General features: G+C 59.0%; 26 protein-coding genes, 1 tRNA gene and 1 riboswitch. Of the genes, 13 read left to right on the plus strand and 14 right to left on the minus strand.

The genetic code is table 11. The features are described 5' to 3' along the window. Window positions 1-15: 15 nt before the first annotated feature. From F6V30_RS07280 to F6V30_RS07340, 13 genes are all read right to left on the minus strand, one after another. A complete protein-coding gene (locus tag F6V30_RS07280; protein ID WP_151156249.1) occupies window positions 16-711 on the minus strand; it encodes a phosphoadenylyl-sulfate reductase in 696 nt (231 codons plus the stop codon). Between the two features lie 139 nt (window positions 712-850). Beyond that, window positions 851-1,888, minus strand: coding sequence for a sulfate/molybdate ABC transporter ATP-binding protein (locus F6V30_RS07285; protein ID WP_151156250.1), 1,038 nt, complete (start codon window positions 1,886-1,888; stop codon window positions 851-853). A 54-nt stretch (window positions 1,889-1,942) separates the two neighbouring features. Then, window positions 1,943-2,809, minus strand: coding sequence for a sulfate ABC transporter permease subunit CysW (gene cysW / locus F6V30_RS07290; RefSeq protein WP_151156251.1), 867 nt, complete (start codon window positions 2,807-2,809; stop codon window positions 1,943-1,945). Window positions 2,810-2,891: 82 nt separating this feature from the next. Beyond that, a complete protein-coding gene (cysT, locus tag F6V30_RS07295; protein WP_151156442.1) occupies window positions 2,892-3,722 on the minus strand; it encodes a sulfate ABC transporter permease subunit CysT in 831 nt (276 codons plus the stop codon). A 180-nt stretch (window positions 3,723-3,902) separates the two neighbouring features. Then, entirely contained in the window at window positions 3,903-4,907 is a 1,005-nt protein-coding gene (locus tag F6V30_RS07300) for a sulfate ABC transporter substrate-binding protein (protein WP_151156252.1), read from the minus strand. Window positions 4,908-4,979: 72 nt separating this feature from the next. Beyond that, window positions 4,980-5,207, minus strand: coding sequence for a sulfurtransferase TusA family protein (locus F6V30_RS07305; RefSeq protein ID WP_151156253.1), 228 nt, complete (start codon window positions 5,205-5,207; stop codon window positions 4,980-4,982). A gap of 13 nt (window positions 5,208-5,220) precedes the next feature. Next, entirely contained in the window at window positions 5,221-6,174 is a 954-nt protein-coding gene (locus F6V30_RS07310) for a 4Fe-4S dicluster domain-containing protein (protein WP_151156254.1), read from the minus strand. Window positions 6,175-6,241: 67 nt separating this feature from the next. Continuing rightward, window positions 6,242-6,664, minus strand: coding sequence for a M67 family metallopeptidase (locus F6V30_RS07315; protein WP_151156255.1), 423 nt, complete (start codon window positions 6,662-6,664; stop codon window positions 6,242-6,244). A gap of 135 nt (window positions 6,665-6,799) precedes the next feature. Then, window positions 6,800-7,609: a HesA/MoeB/ThiF family protein gene (locus tag F6V30_RS07320; protein WP_151156256.1), complete on the minus strand. Its 810-nt coding sequence runs from the start codon at window positions 7,607-7,609 to the stop codon at window positions 6,800-6,802. Window positions 7,610-7,611: 2 nt separating this feature from the next. Continuing rightward, complete coding sequence (gene thiS / locus F6V30_RS07325; RefSeq protein WP_151156257.1) at window positions 7,612-7,824, minus strand: sulfur carrier protein ThiS; 213 nt, start codon at window positions 7,822-7,824, stop codon at window positions 7,612-7,614. A gap of 14 nt (window positions 7,825-7,838) precedes the next feature. Continuing rightward, window positions 7,839-9,083: an O-acetylhomoserine aminocarboxypropyltransferase/cysteine synthase family protein gene (locus tag F6V30_RS07330; RefSeq protein WP_151156258.1), complete on the minus strand. Its 1,245-nt coding sequence runs from the start codon at window positions 9,081-9,083 to the stop codon at window positions 7,839-7,841. A gap of 77 nt (window positions 9,084-9,160) precedes the next feature. Beyond that, window positions 9,161-9,264, minus strand: a riboswitch (SAM riboswitch). Between the two features lie 326 nt (window positions 9,265-9,590). Then, on the minus strand, window positions 9,591-9,890 hold the full coding sequence (locus F6V30_RS07335; RefSeq protein WP_151156259.1) for a hypothetical protein: 300 nt from the start codon (window positions 9,888-9,890) through the stop codon (window positions 9,591-9,593). A 120-nt stretch (window positions 9,891-10,010) separates the two neighbouring features. Further along, window positions 10,011-10,085 (minus strand) — tRNA-Val (locus F6V30_RS07340). Between the two features lie 245 nt (window positions 10,086-10,330). Here F6V30_RS07340 and rpsB point away from each other — a divergent pair. The 8 genes from rpsB to rseP all read left to right on the plus strand — a co-directional run bounded on the left by rpsB (window position 10,331) and on the right by rseP (window position 17,047). Next, window positions 10,331-11,104: a 30S ribosomal protein S2 gene (gene rpsB, locus F6V30_RS07345; RefSeq protein WP_151156260.1), complete on the plus strand. Its 774-nt coding sequence runs from the start codon at window positions 10,331-10,333 to the stop codon at window positions 11,102-11,104. Between the two features lie 45 nt (window positions 11,105-11,149). Further along, window positions 11,150-11,800, plus strand: coding sequence for a translation elongation factor Ts (gene tsf, locus F6V30_RS07350; protein WP_149306597.1), 651 nt, complete (start codon window positions 11,150-11,152; stop codon window positions 11,798-11,800). 110 nt (window positions 11,801-11,910) lie between these two features. Continuing rightward, window positions 11,911-12,630 (plus strand): UMP kinase, encoded by a 720-nt coding sequence (gene pyrH, locus F6V30_RS07355; RefSeq protein WP_149211051.1) that lies wholly within the window; start codon window positions 11,911-11,913, stop codon window positions 12,628-12,630. Between the two features lie 4 nt (window positions 12,631-12,634). Further along, the gene (gene frr, locus F6V30_RS07360) at window positions 12,635-13,192 is read left to right on the plus strand and encodes a ribosome recycling factor (RefSeq protein ID WP_151156261.1); all 558 of its coding nucleotides are present in this window, start codon (window positions 12,635-12,637) and stop codon (window positions 13,190-13,192) included. Then, window positions 13,192-13,947 carry an isoprenyl transferase gene (locus F6V30_RS07365; RefSeq protein WP_151156262.1) on the plus strand — a complete coding sequence of 252 codons (756 nt, stop codon included), beginning with the start codon at window positions 13,192-13,194 and terminating at the stop codon, window positions 13,945-13,947. The genes frr and F6V30_RS07365 overlap by 1 nt, the downstream gene beginning before the upstream one ends. 38 nt (window positions 13,948-13,985) lie before the next feature. After that, window positions 13,986-14,729 carry a phosphatidate cytidylyltransferase gene (locus F6V30_RS07370; RefSeq protein ID WP_338042763.1) on the plus strand — a complete coding sequence of 248 codons (744 nt, stop codon included), beginning with the start codon at window positions 13,986-13,988 and terminating at the stop codon, window positions 14,727-14,729. Window positions 14,730-14,733: 4 nt separating this feature from the next. Further along, the gene (locus F6V30_RS07375; protein ID WP_151156264.1) at window positions 14,734-15,894 is read left to right on the plus strand and encodes a 1-deoxy-D-xylulose-5-phosphate reductoisomerase; all 1,161 of its coding nucleotides are present in this window, start codon (window positions 14,734-14,736) and stop codon (window positions 15,892-15,894) included. A 1-nt stretch (window position 15,895) separates the two neighbouring features. After that, complete coding sequence (rseP, locus tag F6V30_RS07380) at window positions 15,896-17,047, plus strand: RIP metalloprotease RseP (RefSeq protein WP_151156265.1); 1,152 nt, start codon at window positions 15,896-15,898, stop codon at window positions 17,045-17,047. Between the two features lie 20 nt (window positions 17,048-17,067). Here rseP and F6V30_RS07385 read toward each other — a convergent pair whose 3' ends face one another. Then, the gene (locus tag F6V30_RS07385) at window positions 17,068-17,580 is read right to left on the minus strand and encodes a chemotaxis protein CheX (protein WP_151156266.1); all 513 of its coding nucleotides are present in this window, start codon (window positions 17,578-17,580) and stop codon (window positions 17,068-17,070) included. A gap of 693 nt (window positions 17,581-18,273) precedes the next feature. Between F6V30_RS07385 and F6V30_RS07390 the strand changes: the two genes are divergently transcribed. From F6V30_RS07390 to F6V30_RS07410, 5 genes are all read left to right on the plus strand, one after another. Next, window positions 18,274-20,337, plus strand: a complete 2,064-nt coding sequence (locus F6V30_RS07390) for a beta-propeller fold lactonase family protein (RefSeq protein ID WP_191965600.1) — start codon at window positions 18,274-18,276, stop codon at window positions 20,335-20,337. Window positions 20,338-20,521: 184 nt separating this feature from the next. Continuing rightward, the gene (locus tag F6V30_RS07395) at window positions 20,522-21,193 is read left to right on the plus strand and encodes a response regulator (RefSeq protein ID WP_151156268.1); all 672 of its coding nucleotides are present in this window, start codon (window positions 20,522-20,524) and stop codon (window positions 21,191-21,193) included. A 49-nt stretch (window positions 21,194-21,242) separates the two neighbouring features. Beyond that, entirely contained in the window at window positions 21,243-21,818 is a 576-nt protein-coding gene (locus F6V30_RS07400; protein ID WP_151156269.1) for a CsgG/HfaB family protein, read from the plus strand. An 87-nt stretch (window positions 21,819-21,905) separates the two neighbouring features. Continuing rightward, window positions 21,906-22,295 (plus strand): hypothetical protein, encoded by a 390-nt coding sequence (locus F6V30_RS07405; RefSeq protein WP_151156270.1) that lies wholly within the window; start codon window positions 21,906-21,908, stop codon window positions 22,293-22,295. A 41-nt stretch (window positions 22,296-22,336) separates the two neighbouring features. Beyond that, the gene (locus F6V30_RS07410) at window positions 22,337-22,729 is read left to right on the plus strand and encodes a hypothetical protein (RefSeq protein WP_151156271.1); all 393 of its coding nucleotides are present in this window, start codon (window positions 22,337-22,339) and stop codon (window positions 22,727-22,729) included. Window positions 22,730-22,842 lie beyond the last annotated feature (113 nt).

Consider the following 22,842-nt stretch of genomic DNA (forward strand, 5'->3'; position numbering starts at 1 on the left):
GTTGACCTCATACCGTTATCGCCGGTGCAGCCCGCATTCCTTGTTCTCGGGATTCTCCCACCACCACCTGCCGGCGCGGGCATCCTCGCCCGGTTGCACCGCCCTGGTGCAGGGGGCGCAGCCGATGGAACGGTACCCTTGGCTGTACAGGCGGTTTTTGGGCAACCGGTGCTCGTCGGTATAGCTCGTGAGTTGCTCCTCGCTCCAGTCTATCAGCGGGTTGATCTTCAAGATGCCGCCGTTCAGTGAGTCCAATTCGACGGCCTTCAGATCACTTCGGGTGACACTCTGCTCGCGGCGCATGCCGGTCACCCAGCCTGCAAGCCCCGTGAGAGCCCGGGAGAGCGGCTCCACCTTGCGAATATGGCAGCAGGCGTGGCGCTTGTCCAGGGATTCGCGGAAGGAGAAGAGCCCCTCGGCCCGTTCCAGTCGCTCAACCTCTTCGTGGCGGGGGAAAAACCACTCGATGTGCAGGTGGTAGCGTTCCACCAAGGCATCGGCCACCTCGTAGGTCTCTTCGTTCAGCCGCCCGGTGTCTAGGGCAAATACCCCCAGGGAAAGCCCCGCTTCATGGGCGATATTGATAATGGCCACATCCTCCAGGGAGAAGGAGCAGGCCAGGGATACCGGCCCTCCGGCGGCCTCGATGCCGGCGCGGAGAATCTCCGCCGGGGTGGCGTTTGCCGTTATTTCAGGAATGTTTGCACTCATTAGTTGCCTTTCTCTTCCGGAATGCGATTTTTTCGTCCTGGCAAGGCTGTCGAGGGATGGTGAGGAGACGTAGCAGCGCTACGTCGCACGATCCAGCCCGAAGACTTACGCAGCCAGGGCGGAAAAGGCGCGTTCCTCGTTAAATCTGGTAATCCTCCACGAACACCCTGACTTGCCGCGGCCGCACATATACCTGCTCACTCTGCTGCAATCCCAGGTTCTTGAATACGTCCCTGGTCAGCTCCGCCTCGATGAACTCTCCGGTGGCGTCAATGGCCAGGGTGACCCGCACCGAGGGGCCCAGCTTCTGGATATGCCTGATCACGGCCTTCAGGGCCGTCGAGTCCTGGGGGCTGCGCTCGATCTCGATGTCGTGGGAGCGGACGTACGACACGGCGTTTTCGTCTGTCCCATGCTGGTCGGCGCCCGGCTGGTTCAGGCGGCCGTGGAACAGGTTGACGTTGCCCAGGAAGTTGAGCACAAACGGGTTGGCGGGGTGGTCGTAGACCAGGTCCGGCGTGCCGGCCTGCTCGATCCTCCCCTTGTTCATGACCACGATGCGGTCGGCCACCTCCAGCGCCTCCTCCTGATCGTGGGTAACGAAAACACTGGTGACGTGGATCTCGTCGTGCAGTTTGCGCAGCCACCGGCGCAGTTCAGCCCGCACCTGGGCGTCCAGGGCGCCGAACGGTTCGTCCAAGAGCAGCACCTGCGGCTCCACCGCCAGGGCGCGGGCCAGGGCGATGCGCTGGCGCTGGCCGCCGGAGAGTTGCGCCGGATAGCGTTGCGCCAAACCTTCCAACTGTACCAGGCGCAGCAGTTCCATGACCTTGGCGTTGATCTTCGATTTGGAGGGGCGGGTGCCGCGCGGCCTGACGTTCAACCCAAAGGCCACATTGTCGAAGACGGTCATGTGTTTGAACAGGGCGTAATGCTGGAAGACAAAACCGACCTTGCGCTCCCGCACATGGTGTTCGGTGGTGTCTTCGCCGTTGAAGAGGATGCGCCCGCTGTCCGCACGTTCCAGGCCGGCAATGATTCGCAACAGGGTGGTCTTGCCCGACCCGGACGGCCCCAGCAGCGCAACCAGTTCCCCCGAGGGGATGGCAAGGGTGACGTCGTTCAGGGCGGTGAAGCTGCCGAACTGCTTATGGATGTTTTCTACCTCGATACTCATGGGATCACCTGTAAAGTCAGATTCTCAAACTTGGATTCTTGACGCCTTTAACCATCATCTGCCGAGTTGCTGCCGTACCTTCCACTCTGCCACGGTCTTCACCACCAGGGTGATCAGGGCCAGGAAGGCCAGGAGCGATGCCACGGCAAATGCGGCCGTGTAGTTGTACTCGTTGTACAGTATCTCCACATGCAGCGGCACGGTGTTGGTGCTGCCGCGGATATGGCCCGAGACGACCGACACGGCGCCGAATTCCCCCATGGCCCTGGCGTTGCACAGGATCACGCCGTAGATGATGCCCCACTTGATGTTGGGCAGGGTCACCCGGAAAAAGGTCTGCAAGCCGCTGGCGCCCAGCACCAGGGCTGCCTCCTCCTCGTCCCTCCCCTGGGCCTCCATGAGCGGGATCAACTCCCGGGCAATGAAGGGGAAGGTGACGAAGATGGTGGCCAGGATGATGCCCGGCACGGCAAAGACGATCTTGGTGTCGTGGGCGTCGAGCCAGGGGCCCAGCCATCCCTGGCGGCCGAACAGCAGCACGAAGATCAGGCCCGAGATGACCGGGGAGACCGAGAAGGGGAGGTCGATCAGGGTGATCAGCAGGTTCTTGCCCGGAAAGGTGAACTTGGCAATGGCCCAGGCCGCCATCACGCCGAACACCAGGTTGAGCGGCACCGCCACGGCGGCGGTGATCAGGGTCAGCTTGATGGATGACAGGGTGTCCGGCTCCTTGAGGGCAGCCAGGTAAACGTCCAACCCCTTTTCGAAGGCTTGGCTGAACACCGCCGCCAGGGGGAGGACAAGGAACAGGGCCAGGAAAACCAGGGCCACGGCCGTCAGCCCCCAGCGCACGAGGGCCGGTTCGGTGATGCGGTGGTTGTCGGTGTTTTTTCCTGCATATGGTGTGACCGGTGCTGACATGGGGACCTCGAGAGAATGAAAAACGGTTATTTATAGGCCCTATAGGTCTCATAAGACCTATAAGTCCCATAAGTCTCAGTAGTTACTCGGCGTACCTTCTGCTCCACTTCTGGAGCAGGTTGATGACCAGCAGTATGACGAATGATGCCACCAGCATGACCGTGGCCACGGCCGTTGCCCCCTGGTAGTCGTACTGTTCCAGTTTGGTGATGATGATCAACGGCGTGATCTCCGAGACCATGGGCATGTTGCCGGCGATGAAGATGATGGAGCCGTACTCGCCCACGGCCCGGGCAAAGGCCAGGGCAAAGCCGGTCAAAACCGACGGGAACAAGAGCGGGAACAACACCCTCCGGAAGGTCTGCAGACGGTTGGCCCCGAGGCAGGCGGCCGCTTCCTCGATCTCGCTGTCCAACTCCTCGATCACCGGCTGGACCGTGCGTACCACGAAGGGGAGGCCGATGAAGGTCATGGCTACGATGATCCCCAGGGGGGTGAAGGCTACCTTGATGCCGTGGGGTTCCAGATAGCGCCCCACCCAGCCGTTGGCGGAGTAGACCGTTGCCAGGGTGATGCCGGCCACCGCCGTGGGCAGGGCAAAGGGGAGGTCCACCAGGGCATCCACCAACCGCTTGCCGGGAAAGGGGTAACGCACCAGCACCCAGGCCACCAGGACGCCGAACAGGGCATTGATGCCGGCTGCCGCCAGGGCGGCGCCAAAGGTGACCTTGTAGGAGGCCAGCACCCGCGGCGCGGTTACAACGGCCACGAAGTCGTGCCAGGAGAGCCCCGCGGTCTTGAAGATCAGGGCGGAAAGCGGGATCAGCACGATCAGGCTCAGGTAGAGGAGCGTGTACCCCATGGTCGGCCCGAAGCCGGGCAGGACGTTGTTATGGCGCTTGAAAAGTTTCATGTAGTTGGGCCCTTGGATGCTGCCGAGCCGGGGGGAAGGGGCGTGACGGTTCCCATGTGGTGTGGGAGATGTCGGTTTCATGCGCTTCCTCTCGCTCGGGATCATGCTGAAACGTCTTTGGGGTTGTCATACCCGGGGCAGGGAGTGCCTGCCCCGGGCCGTGCGGAAAAGGTGCGTCCTCTATTTTGCGGCACCGTAGATCTGGTCGAACACCCCGCCGTCGGCGAAATGTTTCCTCTGGGCCTTCTGCCAGCCGCCGAAAGCCTGGTCGATGGTGTAGAGCCTGAGTTTGGCCAGCTTGGTGGGCACCTTCTTGTCGATGGGGCGGTAGTAATGCTTGGCCGCGATCCGCTGCCCTTCGGCGCTGTAGAGGTATTTCAGGTATTCCTCGGCCACCTTGCGGGTGCCGTGTTTATCCACGACCTTGTCCACCACGGCTACCGGCGGTTCGGCCAGGATACTCTCGGGCGGGGTTACAACATCGAATTTGTCCGGCCCCAACTCGTTGATGGCCAGGAATGCCTCGTTTTCCCAAGCCAGGAGTACATCGCCCAGGCCGCGCTGCACGAAGGTGTTGGTGGCGCCGCGGGCGCCGGAGTCAAGCACCGGCACGTTCTTGAAGAGTTTGGTGACGAATTCCCTCGCCTTGGCCTCGTTGCCACCTTTCTGGTGCAGGGCGTAGCCCCAGGCTGCCAGATAATTCCAGCGGGCGCCGCCGGAGGTCTTGGGGTTGGGGGTTATGACCGAGATGCCGGGCTTGATGAGGTCGCTCCAGTCCCTGATGTGTTTGGGATTGCCCTTGCGCACCAGAAAGACGATGGTCGAGGTGTAGGGAGAGCTGTTGTGGGGCAGGCGTTTCTGCCAGCCGGGCTTGATCAGCCCTTTTTCCTGGATGGCGTCGATGTCGTAGGCCAGGGCCAGGGTGACCACATCGGCATCAAGGCCGTCGATGACCGAACGGGCCTGTTTGCCGGAGCCGCCGTGGGACTGTTTGACGGTGACGTTCTGGCCGCTTTTTTTGTGCCAGTATCTGGCAAAGGCGTTGTTGAAATCCTGGTACAACTCCCGGGTCGGGTCGTAGGAAACGTTCTGCAGGGTGACGCCCGGCGCGGAAAATGCCGGCAAAGCTGTTGCAAGGGCTAACGACAGTACGGCGATGATGGTGACGAGCTTTCGTGGGTGCATGATCGTGTTACCTCCTATTTTTGTCTATAGAGTTTATAGAAATAAACTCCAAAATAATGCGCTGATGAGACGTTAATCCTCAACCTTTTCCAACTCCAGGACATAGTGGCCTTCAGCCGTTTGCCGCAGTCCCAGCAACTTGTGCCCCTCGGCCTTGAGGCTGCGGGGAACATTCTTGACCGGCTCCCCGTCATCCAGGAGGATCTGGGCCGTTTCTCCGGCCGCTATATCCTCCAGGGCCAGCTTGGCCTTGACGAAGTTCGTGGGACAACCGACGCCCCGCAGATCGATCACCTGCATGAGCATGCTCCTTTCATGATCGTATTCCCACCTGGGTCTCGATGACCTGGGGCGGTATGGTTGCCGTAACCGTGTTGTCGGGGAACTGCTGCCGCAGATGGTCGAGCAGGGCCTGGGGGCCTTCCTTGATGATCACATCCCCCAGCCTGATGCGGCCTAGGGCTTCGGCTTTTTCCTTGTACCACTCCAACACGGTCGAAATGAAATCCACCACCCGCTCTTCGGGGAGGAAGGTAGCGAACAGCGTGCCGACCAGGGGATTGCGCCCCCACTTGCCGCCGATGCGCACGGTGTAGCCGCGGCGTTTCTCGCTCCAGGCGCTGGTGGGGCAGACCTTGACGCAGTCGCCGCACCAGATGCAGCGCTCGGCGTCGAAAACCGGCTTGTTGTCCTCGCCCATGGTGATCGCCTTGGGGACGCAGTTCTTGGCGCACAGGCCGCAGCTGATGCAGGCGTCCTTGTCCAGTTGCGGGTAGATCGCGCCCTGGAAGCCGACGTCGTTGGTGGCCGACTTGGGGCAGTCGAAGGGGCAACCGGCAAAGGCAACCTTAAACTTGTGGTGGCCGGTGGCGGTGCCGAACAGCTTCTCATCCACCTCCAGGGCCGACTTCTGGGTGTCCACCAGGCCGTTGGGGTTGTACTCGCAACCGCCGCAGGCCACCGGAACGCGCACCCGCGCCCCGCAGGAGGCAACCTTCTGGGTCGCCTCGCCCAACTCCTCCACCACCACGTCGAAATCCTTGAAGTTGATATTGATCAGCTCGATGGATTGCCGCACGGAAAGATGGACAAATTCGCCGCCGTATTTTTCCGCCACTTCCGCAATCTTTTTCAGGCGGGGTACCGACATCCTGCCGCCGGGAACGCGCAGGCGCACGGTGAACAGGTCTTTGCCCCGCTCCTTGATGAACCCGCCGGATTTAAGATTGCTCAAATCTATCTTTGCAGGCTGCTGTGCCTTTGACATTGGTTTCACTCCTGAAAAAGTATGCTTTAAACCTATATTAAATACATAGACATTGTCAAGAATATTTTTATGCTTTATTACCGATTTGGTATTTAATCGTTTCGATCGGCTCAGGCTCTACGTTTCCGTCGTGAATCTTATAGGATTTCACGGCAGGGTCCGTGGGATCGGCCAACGAGATGATGACGTAGGAAACCAGCGGCGTGAGGGCCAGCTTGATATCCTCCTGGGACGGACGGGCCGGCGTCTCGGGGTGGGAGTGGTACACGGCCAGCATGGAGAGCCCCTTGGCCCGCAGATCCTTCACCACGCTGAACTGCTCCCGCGGCTCCATCATGAAATGCTCGTTGCTGGCGTCGGAGTTGGTCATGCGGTAGATCACAGATACGGTATCGTCCGTCCCGCCGAGAATCCCGCACACTTCCAGGGGGAATCCCTCGCGGGCATGGGCGATCAGGTCGTCGTAGACTGAAGCAGGGATTTTCAGCATGTTCAAACCTCGCAAGTTAAGAAAAGCGATCAAAAACGGTCTCTCACAGAGCACACAGAGGAATTCAAATTATAGAATCACAAATCTTTTCTCTATGTCTCTGTGAGCGAGTGAGAGAACGATTTTTTGCACTAGCTAATTTTTTAAATCGCACACCGTCAGGGCGTCCAGTTCGTCCTTTGCCTCGGTGATGGTCGGGTGTTCGCCGCAGAGCGGGCAGGCCGGGTTGCGTTTGAGCGGAATCTCCCGGAACTTCATGCGCAGGGCGTTGTAGGTGAGGAGGCGGTTGGTCAGCAGTTCACCCTTGCCCAGCAGGAATTTGATCGCCTCGGTGGCCTGGATGGTGCCCAGGACGCCGGGCAGCACGCCGATCACCCCGGCCTGGGAGCAGGTGGGGATGGCGTCCTTGGGGGGCGGCTCGGGAAAGATGCAGCGGTAGCAGGCCGATTCCCCCGGCCGCACGGTCATGGTCTGGCCGTCGAACTGCAGGATGCCGCCATGGGAGTAGGGGATGCCGGCCAGTACGCAGGCATCGTTGATCAGGAACTTGGCGGCGAAGTTGTCGGTGCCGTCGATGACAAAGTCGTAGTCGCGGATGATGTCCGCGATATTGGCCGCGTTGACCCATTCCTTATAGGTTCTGACCCGCACGGCGGGGTTGATGGCCTCCATCTTCTCCCGGGCCGATTCCACCTTGGGCTTACCCACGTCGGGGGTGAAGTGGATCACCTGGCGTTGCAGGTTGGACAGGTCCACGTCGTCCGCATCGGCGATACCGAGGGTGCCTATTCCTGCCGCTGCCAGGTAAAGGGCGATGGGCGCCCCCAGGCCGCCGGCGCCGATGATCAGCACGCGGCCGTCGAAGAGCCGCTGCTGCCCTTTGCCCCCCACCTCTTTCAGCATGATGTGGCGGGAATAGCGTTCGATCTGCTCGTCGGTCAGCATGGTCAGTGTCCTCCGCCCATGAAGTAGAGGAATTCCAGGGCGTCGCCGTCTTGTACCGGCGTGTTCCCGAAGGCGTCCCGTTCCAGGATCTCGCCCCTCAGTTCCACGGTAACGTACTGGCGCTGTGCCACATCCAGTTCCTCCAGCAGGGATTCTACGGTGCGGGCCGGGTTTTCTGCGAGGGTGGTTTCTTTTCCGTTGATAGTTATGTTCATGGCAGTTCTCCGTATCAGATGGCGTCCAACGCCTGAGTGAAATCGTCGATGATGTCCTGGGGGGCCTCGATGCCGACCGATACCCGGACCAGGTCTTCGCACACCCCCATGAGTGCCTTGTCCTCCGGGGGGTAATCGGCGCAGATGGTGCTGGCCGGGTGGATCACCAGGGTCTTGGCGTCGCCGATGTTGGCCAGGTTTTTAGCCATGCGCAGGGCGTTGATGACGCGGAAGGCCGTTTCCTTGGAGCCGGTGCCGAAGGTCAACAGCCCGCCGTAGCGGCCGCCGTACAGGCGGGTGGCGACCCCGTGGCCGGGGGCGTCCTCCAGGCCGGGGTAGTTGACCCACGCCACCTTGGGGTGTTGTGCGAGGAAGCGCGCCAGGGCCAGGGCATTGCTGCAGTGCCGCTCCATCCTCAGGGCCAGGGTCTGGATGCCCTCGGTCAGCAGGAAGGAGTTGAACGGCGCGGCGCAGGCCCCCACGTCTTTGTGCACCAGCTTGCGGGCGCGGGCGGTGAAGGCAAATTGCCGGTATTTTTTGTGAAAGGGTTCGAAATGGGGGAAACGGGCGGTGTTCCAGTTGAAGACGCCGCGGTCGATGATGACGCCGCCGATGGAGGTGCCGCTGCCGTTGATGTACTTGCTGGTGGAATGGATCACGATATCCGCCCCCAGTTTGGCGCCGTCGGCAAGATAGGGGGTGGTGACGGTGGCGTCCACGATCAGGGGGAGTCCCGCCTGGTGGGCGATCTCGGCCAGCCTGGGGAGGTCGGGCACATCCAGTTTGGGGTTGCCCACGGTCTCGACGAACAGGAGCCGGGTTCGGTCGTTGATGGCGGCCCGGACCGATTCCAGGTCCAGGGGATCGACGAAGCGGGCCGTGATGCCGAAGTTGGCGAGGGTATCGCGGAACAGGGAAAAGGTGCCGCCGAACAGGGAGGAGGATGCCAGAATCTCGTCGCCGGCCCGGACGATGGTCGTGACCGCGGTGGTGATGGCCGCCATGCCCGAAGCGGTCGCTATGGCCGTGCCGCCCCCCTCCAGCAGTGCCAGACGCCGTTCCAGGGCCTCGGTGGTCGGGTTGCCCAGGCGGGTATAGACCTGTCCGGCCGCCCGGCCGCGAAAGACATCCTCCAGGGCATCGGCTGTTTCGTAGGCAAAGGCGCTGGATTGAACGATGGGGACCGAGGTGGCGCCCGCAGGTCCCGGTTCCAGGCCGCCATGCACGAGCAGCGAATCAAAACGTAGTGGTGTTTCCATGTGATGTGTCTCCATAAAAAAATCCCATCTGATGTCAGATGGGATGGGTGTCACGAAGGATGGGTTTCGCAACCTCCACCTCATCTTTGCCGGTACCGGCAGGAATTAGCACCTGACGCCCTGGATGGGGCCGGTTGCTGTGGTTTCGTCGGGCCTTTCCCTCCACCACTCTCAATAAGGTCTGAGTTGTTATTCGATTGTCTTGAAGGCAATAGTTACAAACTACATATATTTTGTCAATAAATTTCTAGGATATATTTAGCATATTGGTGATGTATTTGTGGGAAAATTTTTCCATGAGGGGCGTTGCAATGGTTTTTTGGCTAATAACTAATAGCCATCACTCGGTAAAATTGTAACGTATTTTAGTGATAAATACGCCGCCGTCAGGGGGATGTGCTGCGGGGTGCAAGGCGCTTGAGCGAATGCTTGAAAAAACCAAAGGCCGGGGGGATGGTCCCCTCGGCCTTTGGTTGCCTGTTCAACGCGGCTAGTGCGTAGTGTGGGTTATTTGATTTTGGTCAGGGTGAGGTTGCTGCCATCGATTTTCAGGGAATCCTCGCGGAATTTTAGAAAAATGTCCTTTTTGAATTGGTCGATGATCTTGATCCTGCCGTCATTCTGAACCATCCAGGTGAAGGGGGTCTTTCCCATGGCGCTGGTGGAAGTGCCGGTGTGGTCATTGGAAAATTCGGCAACGAAATCGAAGCCCTCGGCCTTCCATGTGCCGTATATTTCGGACTCCGGCCTGCTGCACCCCGCCATGGCCGCAAGACCGATCAGCAAGAACAAAATGCACTTTTTCATCCGCTTTATTCCCCAAATTTTGAACAACAAGCAATGACAGCAGCAAAAAGTGAACGGATTTTTTGTTTGGCCCGGACGAAAAATGGCTGCCCAAGTTGGACAGCCATTTATGGTTTTCATTGGTGGGCGCTACTGGGATTGAACCAGTGACCCCTGCCGTGTGAAGGCAGTGCTCTCCCGCTGAGCTAAGCGCCCGAATGTTTCAATTGAATAACAGAGCCCGCGGTTTCTGTCAAGCCCCTCTGATCAAAAATTGCGTGGCGTCATGGAAGGCCGGGAAGAAAGGCGCACGTACCCGGAGGTGATTTTGCTTGTCATCCCGTGGCTATCATGCTATAAAATTCCGATTTCAATTCGCACGCCTCGGGTAATGAACCGGCGGTGTCCCTTGTGGCTTGCAGGGATTCAACGGGGCGGAGGAAAAACCAAAGGAGAAGAACATGTCAAGTATCAGCATGAAGGAACTGCTGGAGGCCGGCGTCCATTTCGGCCACCAGACCAAGCGTTGGAACCCCAAGATGAAACCCTATATCTTTGGGGCCCGTAACGGGATCTACATCATCGACCTGCAGAAGACCGTCCGTTATTTCAAATCCGCTTACAATTTCGTCAAGGAATCGGTCGAAAACGGCAACACCGTGTTGTTCGTCGGCACCAAGAAACAGGCTCAGGACTCGGTGGCCGAAGAAGCGACCCGTTGCGGCATGTTTTACGTCAACCAGCGCTGGCTGGGCGGCATGCTGACGAACTTCGCCACCGTCAAGCAGAGCATCGACCGTCTCAAACGGCTCGACGCCATGTTCGAGGACGGCACCGTCGACGCCTACACCAAGAAGGAGTCTCTCCAGTTCGATAAGGAACGGGAAAAACTCCAGAAGATCCTGGGCGGCATCAAAGGGATGAACAAACTTCCCGGCCTGATGTTCGTCATTGACCCCAAGAACGAAGAGATCGCCGTGCAGGAAGCCAACAAACTGGGCATCCCCGTTGTTGCCATCGTCGACACCAACTGCGACCCCGATCCCATCGATCACGTTATCCCCGGCAACGACGACGCCATCCGCGCCATTCGTCTGCTGAGCTCCAAAATCGCCGATGCTTCCATCGAAGGTGCCCAGGCCCGCAACGCCGCTCTTCAGGCCGACAGCGAAGGGACCGAGGAATTCGCCGCTGCCGAGGCGGTGGAAGAAGTCGCCGGCGAGACTGCCGAATAGGCACTCATTATACATTGATCCCCTGGTACGGGGAAGGAGGATATGATGGCTGTTACTGCTGCACAGATCAACGAACTGAGAAAATCGACCGGGGCCGGCATGCTCGATTGCAAGAAGGCCCTTGAAGAAAGTACCGGTGATTTCGAAAAAGCCGTGGATTACCTGCGCAAAAAGGGGCTGGCCGCTGCCGCCAAGAAGGCCGGCAGAGCCGCCACTGAAGGTGCTGTCGGTTGTTATATCCACGCCGGCGGCAAGATCGGCGTCATGGTCGAGATCAACTGTGAAACCGACTTCGTTGCCAAGAATGAAAACTTCCAGGTCTTCGTGAAGGACATCGCCATGCATATCGCCGCCGCCTCGCCCACCTGCGTGCGCCGCGAGGAAGTGCCTGCCGACGTTCTGGAGCGCGAAAAGGAAATCTATCGCGCCAAGGCCCGTGAAACCGGGAAGCCGGAAAACATCATCGAGAAGATCATCGAGGGGCAGGTCAACAAATTCTACGCCGATGTCTGTCTCCTGGAGCAGGCTTACGTCAAGGATACGGATAAAACCATAGAGCAGTACCTCAATGAAACCATCGCCAAGATCGGCGAGAATATGTCCATTCGCCGCTTTACCAAGTATGTCCTGGGCGAGGGGTTGGAAAAGAAGGAATCGGACTTTGCTGCCGAAGTGGCAGCAGCGGCCGGCATGTAATCAGACGCCGAAGCCGGCCGCCATGGCCGGCTTTTTTTTTACTCGCCGCCTTGGTATCATTTCAAATCTGACGACTTCATACTTACATCACATCAAGACGGGAGCAGACCATGAACAGGCCGTCATTTTCCAGAGTGCTCTTGAAGCTGTCCGGCGAATCGCTTGCCGGCGACCAGGGATATGGCATCGATCCGCTGACCATCAGCACCATCGCCCGGGAGATCAAAGAGGTCGTGGACTCGGGGGTCCAACTGGCGCTCGTGATCGGCGGCGGCAATATATTTCGCGGCCTGGCCGCCTCATCCAAGGGGATGGACCGTGCCAGCGCCGACTACATGGGCATGCTGGCCACCGTGATCAACTCCCTGGCCATGCAGGACGCCCTGGAGAAGGTGGGGGTTTCCACCCGCGTCCAGTCGGCCATCGCCATGCAGGAGGTGGCGGAACCGTATATCCGCCGGCGGGCCATACGGCACCTTGAAAAGGGACGGGTGGTGATCTTCGGCGCCGGCACCGGCAACCCGTACTTCACCACTGATACCGCGGCCAGCCTGCGGGCCATGGAGATCAACGCCCAGGTGATCCTCAAGGGAACCAAGGTGGACGGTGTCTACTCGGCCGACCCGAAGAAGGACGCCACGGCGGTCAAACTGCCGAAGCTTACCTATCTCGAAGTGCTCAAGATGGGGCTGCAGGTTATGGACGCCACCGCGACCTCGCTCTGTATGGACAACAACCTGCCGATTATCGTATTCGATCTGACCACCGAGGGGAACATCACGAAGGTCATCTGCGGCGAAGAAATCGGAACAATCGTACAAGGAGAATAGAACTATGCCAAAGGCCGTGATCGACGACATGAAGTCCCATATGGAAAAGACCGTCAGCGTTCTCAAGGTAGAATTCCAGAAGATCAGGACCGGCCGCGCCAGCACCGGCATTCTCGATGCGGTCAAGGTGGAGTATTACGGCAATCCTTCCGCCATTAGCCAGGTGGCAACCCTGGCGGTGCCGGAGCCGCGCACCATTACCATCTCCCCGTGGGAGGCCAAGATGATCGGCCCCATCGAAAAGGCGATCCTCAACGCCAACATCGGCTTGACGCCCTCCAATGACGGCAAGATCATACGCCTCAACCTGCCGCCGCTGACCGAGGAACGCCGCAAGGAGATCGTCAAGGATCTCAGGAAAAAGGCCGAAGAGGACAAGGTCGCCCTGCGCAACATCCGCCGCGACGCGATGGATAAACTGAAGAAGTTGGAGAAGGACAAGGCGGTCACGGAAGATGAATTGAAGAAGTATGAAAAGGATGTTCAGGACATTACCAAGAACTTCGAGACCAAGATAGACGAGGCCGTGGCCCATAAGGAAAAAGAGGTCATGGAAGTCTGATGGAGCCGCTCGAACCGGACAAGCTGCCCACGCATCTTGCCATCATCATGGACGGCAACGGGCGTTGGGCCCAGCAGCGCATGCTCAAGCGCATCGTAGGCCACCAGCGCGGGGCCGAGACCATCAAGATGGTGGTGGAGCAGGCGTCCCTTCTTGGGATAAAGTACCTGACTCTTTTCGCCTTTTCCTCGGAAAACTGGTCCCGTCCCGCAATGGAGGTCAAGGCGCTGATGGCGCTGCTCAAGAAGTATATCCGCCAGGAAACGGCGCGCATGATGCGCAAGAACATCCGCTACAATGTCATCGGCAACCGCGGCGATCTGCCCGATGATGTCAATGCGACCCTGGAAGACGCCATTCGCGAGACGTCCGGCAATACCGGCATGGTGCTGACCCTGGCGCTTTCCTATGGCGGCCGCCAGGAGATCAGCATGGCGGCGAACCGGCTGGCCCGGGACGTGGCGGCCGGGAAAATCAAACCGGACGACATCACGATGGAGCTCTTCTCCGGTTATCTCGATACCGGGGGGCTGCCCGACCCCGACTTCCTGATCCGCACCAGCGGCGAAATGCGCATCAGCAACTTCCTGCTGTGGCAACTGGCCTACACCGAGCTGTATTTTACCGAAACCTACTGGCCCGATTTCACCATCAACGAGTTCCACAAGGCTCTGGCCGACTTCCAATCCCGTGAACGGCGTTTCGGCAAAACCAGCGACCAACTACTGAATAGGGGTTCCTTATTAAACGCCTGATCTCAGCGCTTATCCTCCTGCCGGTCCTGATCCTGACCATTCTCAAGGGCGGCCCGCTGTTATTCGCCTGCCTGCTGGCCATCTTCGTCTTCATCGGCATCCATGAATTCTACCGCATGGCCCTCCCGGCCAGGACCGTCGAGGTGTGGCCGGCAGCCGTCTGCGGAACGCTCTTCATTTTCATCCCCTTTTTCGGCAATGATCGCCATCTCCTCGCAGGGGTCGCGCTCCTGTTTTTGGGCTTTGCCCTCCTGTTCCTCTTCCGTATCCGGGAGGTGGCCGATGCCGCGCGGGAGATCGCCTATGCCATGCTGGCGTTTCTCTACATCCCGTTTTTGTTGATGCACCTGGTCGCGCTGCGCCAGACGGCCTACGGCATGCAATGGCTCCTGGTCATCATGCTGATCGTCATGACCAACGATTCTGCGGCATATTACACCGGCAGCGCCTTCGGCAAGCACCCCCTCTACCCGTTGGTCAGCCCCAAGAAAAGCGTCGAAGGGGCTCTGGGCGGGCTCGTCGGCAGCATTGCCGGCACCCTGATCGCCAAGTTCAGCTTCTTCCCCCAATTGAGCTTTCGGGATGCCCTGGTGACGGCCCTGTTCATCGGCGCCCTCGGGCAGGCCGGCGATCTGTTCGAATCATTACTTAAACGCAGTTTCGGGGTCAAGGATTCCGGTGCCATCATCCCCGGCCACGGCGGCGTGCTGGACCGTCTGGACAGCATCATCTTCGCCGCGCCGGCCCTCTATTACTACGTCATCTATTTTTTCAAGGGATAGCTCTATGAAACATCTTACCATTCTCGGTTCAACCGGTTCCATCGGCGTCAGCACTCTGGAGATCGTCGCCGCGTACCCCGACCGTTTCCGTGTGGTCGCCATGACCGCCGGCCGCAATCTCGAACTGTTCGCCCGGCAGATCAAAGCGTTCTCGCCGCGCATCGCCGTGGTCGCCGCCCAGGAGGATGTCCCCCGCCTCAGGGAAATGTGTTCCGGGGTGACGGTGGAGATTCTGGGAGGTGTCGAAGGCCTGATCGCCGCGGCCACCGCCGGCGAGACGGAGATGGTGGTGGCCGCCATCGTCGGCGCCGCCGGTCTGGTGCCCACCGCCGCCGCCATCCGGGCCGGCAAGGATATCGCCCTGGCCAACAAGGAAACCCTGGTCACCGCCGGGCATCTCTTTATGAACATGGTCGCCGAGTACGGCGTCAAGCTCTATCCGGTGGACAGTGAGCACAGCGCCGTGTTCCAGTCCATGGAAGGGCATCGTAGCGAGGATATCACGCGGCTCATCCTGACCGCTTCGGGCGGTCCGTTTTTGACCACGCCGACCGAGCAACTGGCCGGCGTCACCGTGCGGGATGCCCTCAATCATCCCAACTGGAGCATGGGGCGCAAAATCACCATCGATTCGGCAACCATGATGAACAAGGGGCTGGAGGTACTGGAGGCGCGCTGGTTGTTCGGCGTGCCGGTGGAGAAGATCGACGTCAACATCCACCCCCAGAGCATCATCCACTCCATGGTCGAATACGTGGACGGCTGCGTCATCGCCCAGTTGGGCACGCCCGACATGAAGGCCCCCATCGCCTACGCCCTGTCGTATCCGGAACGGGTGGCAACCGGCGTCAAACCGCTCGACCTGACCGCTCTGCCCGGGCTGACCTTCTTCAGGCCTGACCGGGAAAAATTCCGCTGCCTCGGCTTGGCCTATCGCGCCATCAAGGACGGGGAGAGCATGCCGGCCGTGATGAATGCCGCCAACGAGATCGCCGTGGAGGCGTTCCTGGAGGGGCGGCTCGGTTTCATGCAGATCGCCCAGGTCATTGAACGGACCATGGACGCCCATGAGGCCCATAACCTGAAATCCATCGAAGAGGTGCTGCTGGCCGACCGCTGGGGACGCGATCGGGCGCGCGAGATCTGCCGGGGAATGGTGAACTGACATGATGATCGTCTATGCCGTAATCGTCCTGGGTGTGTTGATCTTCGTTCACGAATTCGGGCATTTTCTGGTGGCCAAGCTGTTCAACGTCCGGGTGGAAAAATTCTCCCTCGGCTTCGGCCCCAAGCTGGTGGGCAGGAAGATCGGCGAAACGGAATACCTGGTCTCCGCCTTTCCCCTGGGCGGTTACGTCAAGATGTTCGGCGAAGGGGGCTTCATCGAGGGGGGGGAGTCGCACCATCCCGCTTCTGAAGATGGGGAGGAAAGCGGCGCCGCGGATGCCGGCGAGAGTGCCGCTGTTCCGAGGGAGTTGACGGAGGAGGAAAAAAGACGTTCCTTCGCCCATAAGCCACCTCTGGCGAGGATCGCCATCGTAATGGCCGGTCCGGTCTTCAATCTGGTCTTTGCCTGGGTTGCCTTTATCGTGCTCTGCATGCTGGGCGTGCCCTCCATCACCCCCAAGATCGGCGAGGTCTTGAAGGACAAGCCGGCGGCAAAGGCCGGGATTCAAAAGAACGACGTCGTAACCGCCATCAACGGTAAGGCCATTACCCATTGGGAAGAGGTCGCCGAGGCGATTGCCGCGGCCAAGGGCAAGCCGGTTGTGGTGGCGATAAAGCGCAACGCTGCGGACCTGCAGTTCACCATCGTACCCGAACCGCGCATCAGCAAGAACCTGTTCGGCGAGAAGGTCAGCGGCTTCGCCATTGGCGTGGCCTCGGCCGGTGAGGTCGTCACCGAGCATTTCGGCCCCCTGCAGTCGGTTGTCAAGGGGACGGCCCAAACCGGCAAGGTAATCGAGATCACGGTCATGTCGCTGGTAAAGCTGGCCCAGCGTGTCGTGCCGCTGGATACGCTCGGCGGCCCGATCATGATCGCCAAGATGGCCGGTGAGACGGCCCAGGCCGGCGGCTCCAGCTTCCTGGCCTTCATGGCGCTGCTCAGCGTCAATCTGGGGGTGCTCAACCTCCTGCCGGTGCCGGTTCTTGACGGCGGGCATCTCTTTTTCTTCTTTTGGGAGTTGGTATTCCGCCGCCCGGTCAGCCAAAAGGCACGGGAATATGCCCAGCAGGTCGGTCTGATGCTGCTCTTGGGACTGATGGCGCTGGCATTCTACAACGATATCATCAGGTATTTCGTCGGGCAGGGGTAGTGAATGGCGGAGCCTGACGCCTAAGCCTGTTCCAAGGCGACGGCAACCATGAACCAATCCTCATCCGAGGCGGCAAAGCGAAGCGCCATTGCCTCCGGCTTGTTGGTGAGGGCGATGGCGTACCGTTTCCCGGTGACCACCGATGGCGTCGAGAGCCGAATATCCAGCCCGCTGTTGGTCAGGTGCTGTTTGAAGGAACCGGCAATCATGTTGGCGACCTCTCCCAGTGCATCCTGGATATCGTCATCAGCGGCCCCACCAGCTTCCTTGCCAAGCATGCTGGTGGTGATGTTGTGGGCCAATTCGTCGGGAACGTGCAGGCTGATGAGGCCGTTGTAGGTGCCCGCCAGGCCGACCAGGGCGCTGGTGCAGCCGGAAAAATGGTTCACGGGGTCGATCTCCAGCGGGAGATGCAGCAGATCGTCCATGCCGATCATGGTGCTGAATACCTCTTTGACGTCCCGAACGAGTTGTTTTGCCAACACATCTTCAGTCGTATGAAGTCTCTCCAACAAGACCGATGAAAATCCCATGTCTTCCCTCCCCGTAACAAGATGAAGCACTCACTGTCACTCGCCGCCGCGTCTGTGCGGGATGGGGACAGTCTATTGCACTACTTCTCATAGTTAGCAGGTTGGATGCCAATATTGATAACGTAATAATTGCGGTGTGTTATGAGTTGGCGAGCTCGGGGAAGTGTACCCGCAGGGGACATGGTGTGTCCTCTGGGTACGGTTGCGGAGGTGAGGCGGGCCACCCCTGGCCCGCGTGCACTGTTATGAGGCTGGCCTCTTCGATGGGGCGTAGCAGCGCATCCGCATCCATTGGATGAGACGACTCGTTATCTGGGAAAATCTCATATTATAAAAATGTGATGTTATTGATGCACCACCATGTACCTTTCTGTCGAACCGTGACACGGGCAGGCATACGCCTTTTCCCGAACGCATCCGCTGCCGCGCATAACGGCGCAATTGGGTGCCCTCAGATGTGTTTGCTCGATTCTGACATATTTTAATCACATTCCTGGTCTAAATTGCATCGCGGGTACACCGAATCCGTTCGTGCGGTTGGACGTTTTGGGGCAACTGAAGATCGCGTTCAGTTGCCTGTGTCCCCCCGGTTCTTTCCCCAAAGACAGCGCAATCCCATTCAACGGCACGATCCGCATTTCACATGCAAAATACTAATTCAAAGAGGACGACATGGTTATGGTCCGGGATGTAATGAAAACGGCACTCTTGATTCTTGCTCTTTTGGTATCGGCTTCGTGCGGCAGCGGCGAAAGCAGCGGCACGAGCGCCACACCGACATACCCCCGCTTTGCCTACGCCGCAAACTATAACGACGGGACGGTTTCCATCTATAGCGTCAATGCCTCAACCGGCCAGCTGCGCCATAGCGGCTATGTGGCTGCCCAGACGCATCCTCGTGCCGTAACCGTTACCCCCTCCGGCAAATTCGCCTATGTCGCTAATTACGGTTCCAACAGTATTTCGGTCTACACCGTCAACCAGACCACCGGGGGCCTGACCGCCGGGACCGCCGTGACCACGGGCACGGCTCCCCTGTCCGTAACCGTCGACCCCTCGGGTAAATTCGCGTACGTGACCAATAGCGTCGACAACACGATTTCAGCCTACACCATCAATCAGACTTCCGGGGCTCTGAGTGCACGAGCCGACGTGGCTACCGGCGCAACCCCCTCCTCTGTGACCATCGCCCCCTCCGGCGACTTTGCCTATGTAGCCAACAGCGGAAACAATACCATCTCGGTCTATACCATCAATCAGGCTACCGGGGCGTTGACCGCAGGAGCCCCGGTGGCCGCCGGTACGACACCCGTCTCCGTGACCGTCGCTCCTTCGGGCAAATTCGCCTATGTAGCCAACAGCGGAAACAACACCATCTCGGTCTATACCATCAATCAGACTACCGGCGGCTTGACTGCGGGGACCGCAGCCCTCACCGAGGTGACCCCTACGGCCGTGACCGTCGATCCCACGGGCAAGTTCGCCTATGTGGCCAACTATGATTCCAACACCATTTCGGTCTACACCATCGATCAGACCACGGGGGGCCTGACCGGGGGAACGTCGGTGGCCGCAGGGACGAACCCCGCCTCCGTCATGGTGGATCCTTCGGGCAAGTTTGCCTATGCAACGAGCTTCAATTCCTACGCCATCCCGGTCTATGCCATCGACCAAACCACCGGCGCCTTAAACGCCGCAGGAACGGTCTCCACCGGCAGCGGCCCCGTTCAGGTGGCCATGGTATCCGGGACCGCTGCCGTCACCTATGTGCCGAAATTCGCCTATGCGGCGAATTATGCTTCGGACAGTATCTCGGTCTATGGCATCAATGAGAGCAGCGGAGCCTTGACCGCCGGGGCGGCTGTGGCTGCCGGGACAGGCCCCTACGGCATCGCCGTCGATCCTGCCGGGAAATACGCCTACGTGGCAAACCGCTCGTCCAATAATGTCTCCGTGTATGCCATCGACCAGACCACGGGTGCCTTGACCGCCGGGACGGCGGTTGCTGCCGGCACTGAGCCGCGTTCCATCGTCGTCGATCCCTCGGGAAGATTTGTCTATGTGGCCAACTACGGTGCCAGTACCATTTCGGTCTACACCATCAACCTGACCAGCGGCGCCTTGACCGCCCTGGCGACGGTTTCTGCCGGAACGGATACCAACCCGGTCTCGATTGCCGTGGACCCCTCGGGAAGGTTTCTCTATACGGCCAACTATACCTCTTTCACGATCTCGGCCTATGCCATCGATCGGACCACCGGGGGCTTGACCGCCAGTGGGACGGCGGCAGCGGCAGGCACGAATCCTGTCTCGGTTGTCGTTGATCCCACCGGGCGCTTCGCCTATGCGGCCAATAGCGGCTCCAACACCATCTCGGTATTCACCATCACCCAAACCACCGGGGCGCTGGTCAAGGTAACGGATGTGGCTGCGGGCACGAGCCCCTCTTCCGTCGCCGTCGATCCCACCGGAAAGTATTTTTATGCGGCCAACTACGGTTCCGACACCATCTCCTCCTATACCATCGGCCAGTCTACCGGTGCGCTGACCGCCGGTACGACCGCGGCTTCCGGTAAAGAGCCCCGCTCGCTGGCTATCGATCCCTCGGGAACGTTCGCCTATGCGGCCAACTACTACGGCAACTCCATCTCCCGGTACACCGTCAACCAGACGACCGGGGCGCTGGCCGCAGGGACGGCCACGGTGGCCACGGCGTCGTCCCCCATCTCCCTCGTCGTCAGCGGCACGGTCCAATGATGTTTGCATCTTCCGGCGATGCTGAAATGTGTAAAATGGGCAGAAAAGAAGGAAACGTGACGGGAATGTGGCAAAAATGGGAAAATATATACCGGTAGTGATACAGCCGAGACTTGTTATGGTAATAGTGTGTACAACATTAAACTAGTATCACCTTGTGAAACATATTTGTGGGGAAATACCTATGACTAAAAAAATACTTATTGTTGAAGATGAGCTTAAGCTTGTCGATGTACTAAAAGATTATCTGTATCTTGCCGGATTCGAAACAGCTAGTTTGTTCAATGGTGCTGAAGTTGCGTCTTGGGTGAAAGATAATGGACCGAGCCTCGTACTGCTCGACCTGATGCTGCCCGGGCGTGACGGTATAGATATCTGCAAGGAGATCAGAACCTTTTCCAATGTGCCGATCATTATGATGACCGCACGTATTGATGAGGTGGATCGTTTGCTCGGGCTCGAACTCGGCGCCGATGACTATATCTGCAAGCCGTTCAGCCCGCGGGAGGTCGTCGCCCGGGTCAAGGCGGTTCTGCGCCGCATGGGCGACGAACAGACCACGCAGGCTGCCGGGCTTATGCTCGATGAATCGCGCTATCGGGCCACGCTTGCCGAACACGAACTCTGCCTCACCGCTGTTGAATTCAAACTGTTACAGTTTTTGGCGGCAAAGCCGGGACGAATTTACAGCCGTCAGCAACTCATGGAACAGATTTATCTCGACCGCCGCGTTGTTAGCAGCCGTACCATCGACAGCCACATTAAAAAGTTGCGCAAGAAGATTGCAGGTGCCAATCCCGACACGGAGTTTATCCACTCGGTCTACGGCGCCGGCTACAAATTCGAGGCCGCATGATCTTTTTTACCGTGGCATTTACCACAGAAAGGTTACGGAAACAGCACTAATGAAACGAATCATCTGTCACATTATTCTCTGTATTCCATTGGCCGGCTGCTCTCTGTTCAGAAGCCCTCCCGACACAAGGACGGTAGCGCTCATGCCCTTCTTTTCTACCGCCAGTTCCAAAAGCATCGGCCAGGAGGCCGCCGACCGCGTAGCGTTGGAGCTGGTGGCCAAGGGATATGTCGTTATTGATCGCAGCACCGCTACTGCCTTGGTGAATGAAACAAAGTTCTACGGCTCGGGCCTGAGTGACGATATGCGGAACGCTCTGCAGTCCCGTAATATCGCTGCAGTGGTTTTCGGCAGCGTCAATGATTTCAGTTGCGAGACGATCCGGTCCCCCTCGCTGGTGGCCAGTCTGGCCAGCAATATGGACAAGAAAAACCGCTGCACCGTTTCCCTGACCGCCAAGATAGCCGATACCACAACCGGCAGGCTGCTGTGGGGAGTAACCATCAACGACACCTCCGAGGGGGTGAACCTCACCGCCATGGAACTCATGAAGTCTTTGATCCGCAAGGCCGATATCAAGGAAACACTCCCCCCATCCCTGAACGAGCAAGCGAAACCCGAGTGAGTATGCCGGCAGGGGAGGCGGTCTGAGGCCGTTGCCGCGGAAGGCGGTGCCCCTGCCCGGCGAGATGAGCAAGTACATGGTACGGTCATGCTAAAAGTATATCTGAAAGATTGCCTGCCGGATTTTGTGAGGGAACTGGAGCGTCTGCTCCTCGAGGAAGACAGACCTGAACTTGCCTGCCAAGTGAGGGACATGCCGGTCGATGTGCGGCGATGCGTGATCGGTGGGGGATTTTGCGCCATGCTCTGTACGGGGCTGCAGCCTTCGAAAGGATGGGGAACGGGGCAGACCACGATTGCATTGGCCCCTAAACAGGGCAATATCCTGGTTGACGTAATCGCTGGCGAGATTATCGCTGTCGAGGTTTTTTGCCGCAAAGACGTCTACGAAAAAATGGTGCAGATGCAGTATGTATATGCGCAACCGGGGAACGCCTCTGAAAGCGTATCTTGCGGTGGCGGCCCGCCGGCGGGGTGATGATGCCGGGAGACCACGGCAACGGATAGACAGGAGGTTCGATGAAAGCACCCAAAACCCGTAAAATCGTTTCAATGATCGTGATCTCTGCCACAATTTTGAGTGCCATTCCCGCTGCTGCGGTTGACCAAGCCCTTCAGGAAACGCTCCAGGATGCCCTCTACGGCGTCATGATCGGCACGTTGGTCGGCGGCGCGACCGTCGCTTTATCCAAGAAACCGGCGAAACACCTTGTCAACTTTGGAGTAGGTGCCGGGTGCGGCGCTATCGGCGGCACCATCTTCGGTTTGGCAAAAGCGGTCAAGACGCTGGCTGAAATTGAAGACGGCACAATCAAATTTGCCATGCCCACCATTGTCCCCGAGGTTGTCGATTCGCCCACAGCCTCCAACAACGTTGCCCTCTCTGTCGGTCTCCTCCGCATAACATACTAAAAAAGACCCATGTGCCCCCAGTCCCGGCCTTCACGGCGTCGCCGCCGGAATACGGTTCCGGCGGCCGCTGCGCCACGCCTGTGGTTTTTGCCCGGAAACTTCTGACGAGGGGC

The organism is Oryzomonas sagensis, assembly GCF_008802355.1.
Taxonomy (GTDB): Bacteria; Desulfobacterota; Desulfuromonadia; order Geobacterales; family Pseudopelobacteraceae; genus Oryzomonas; species Oryzomonas sagensis.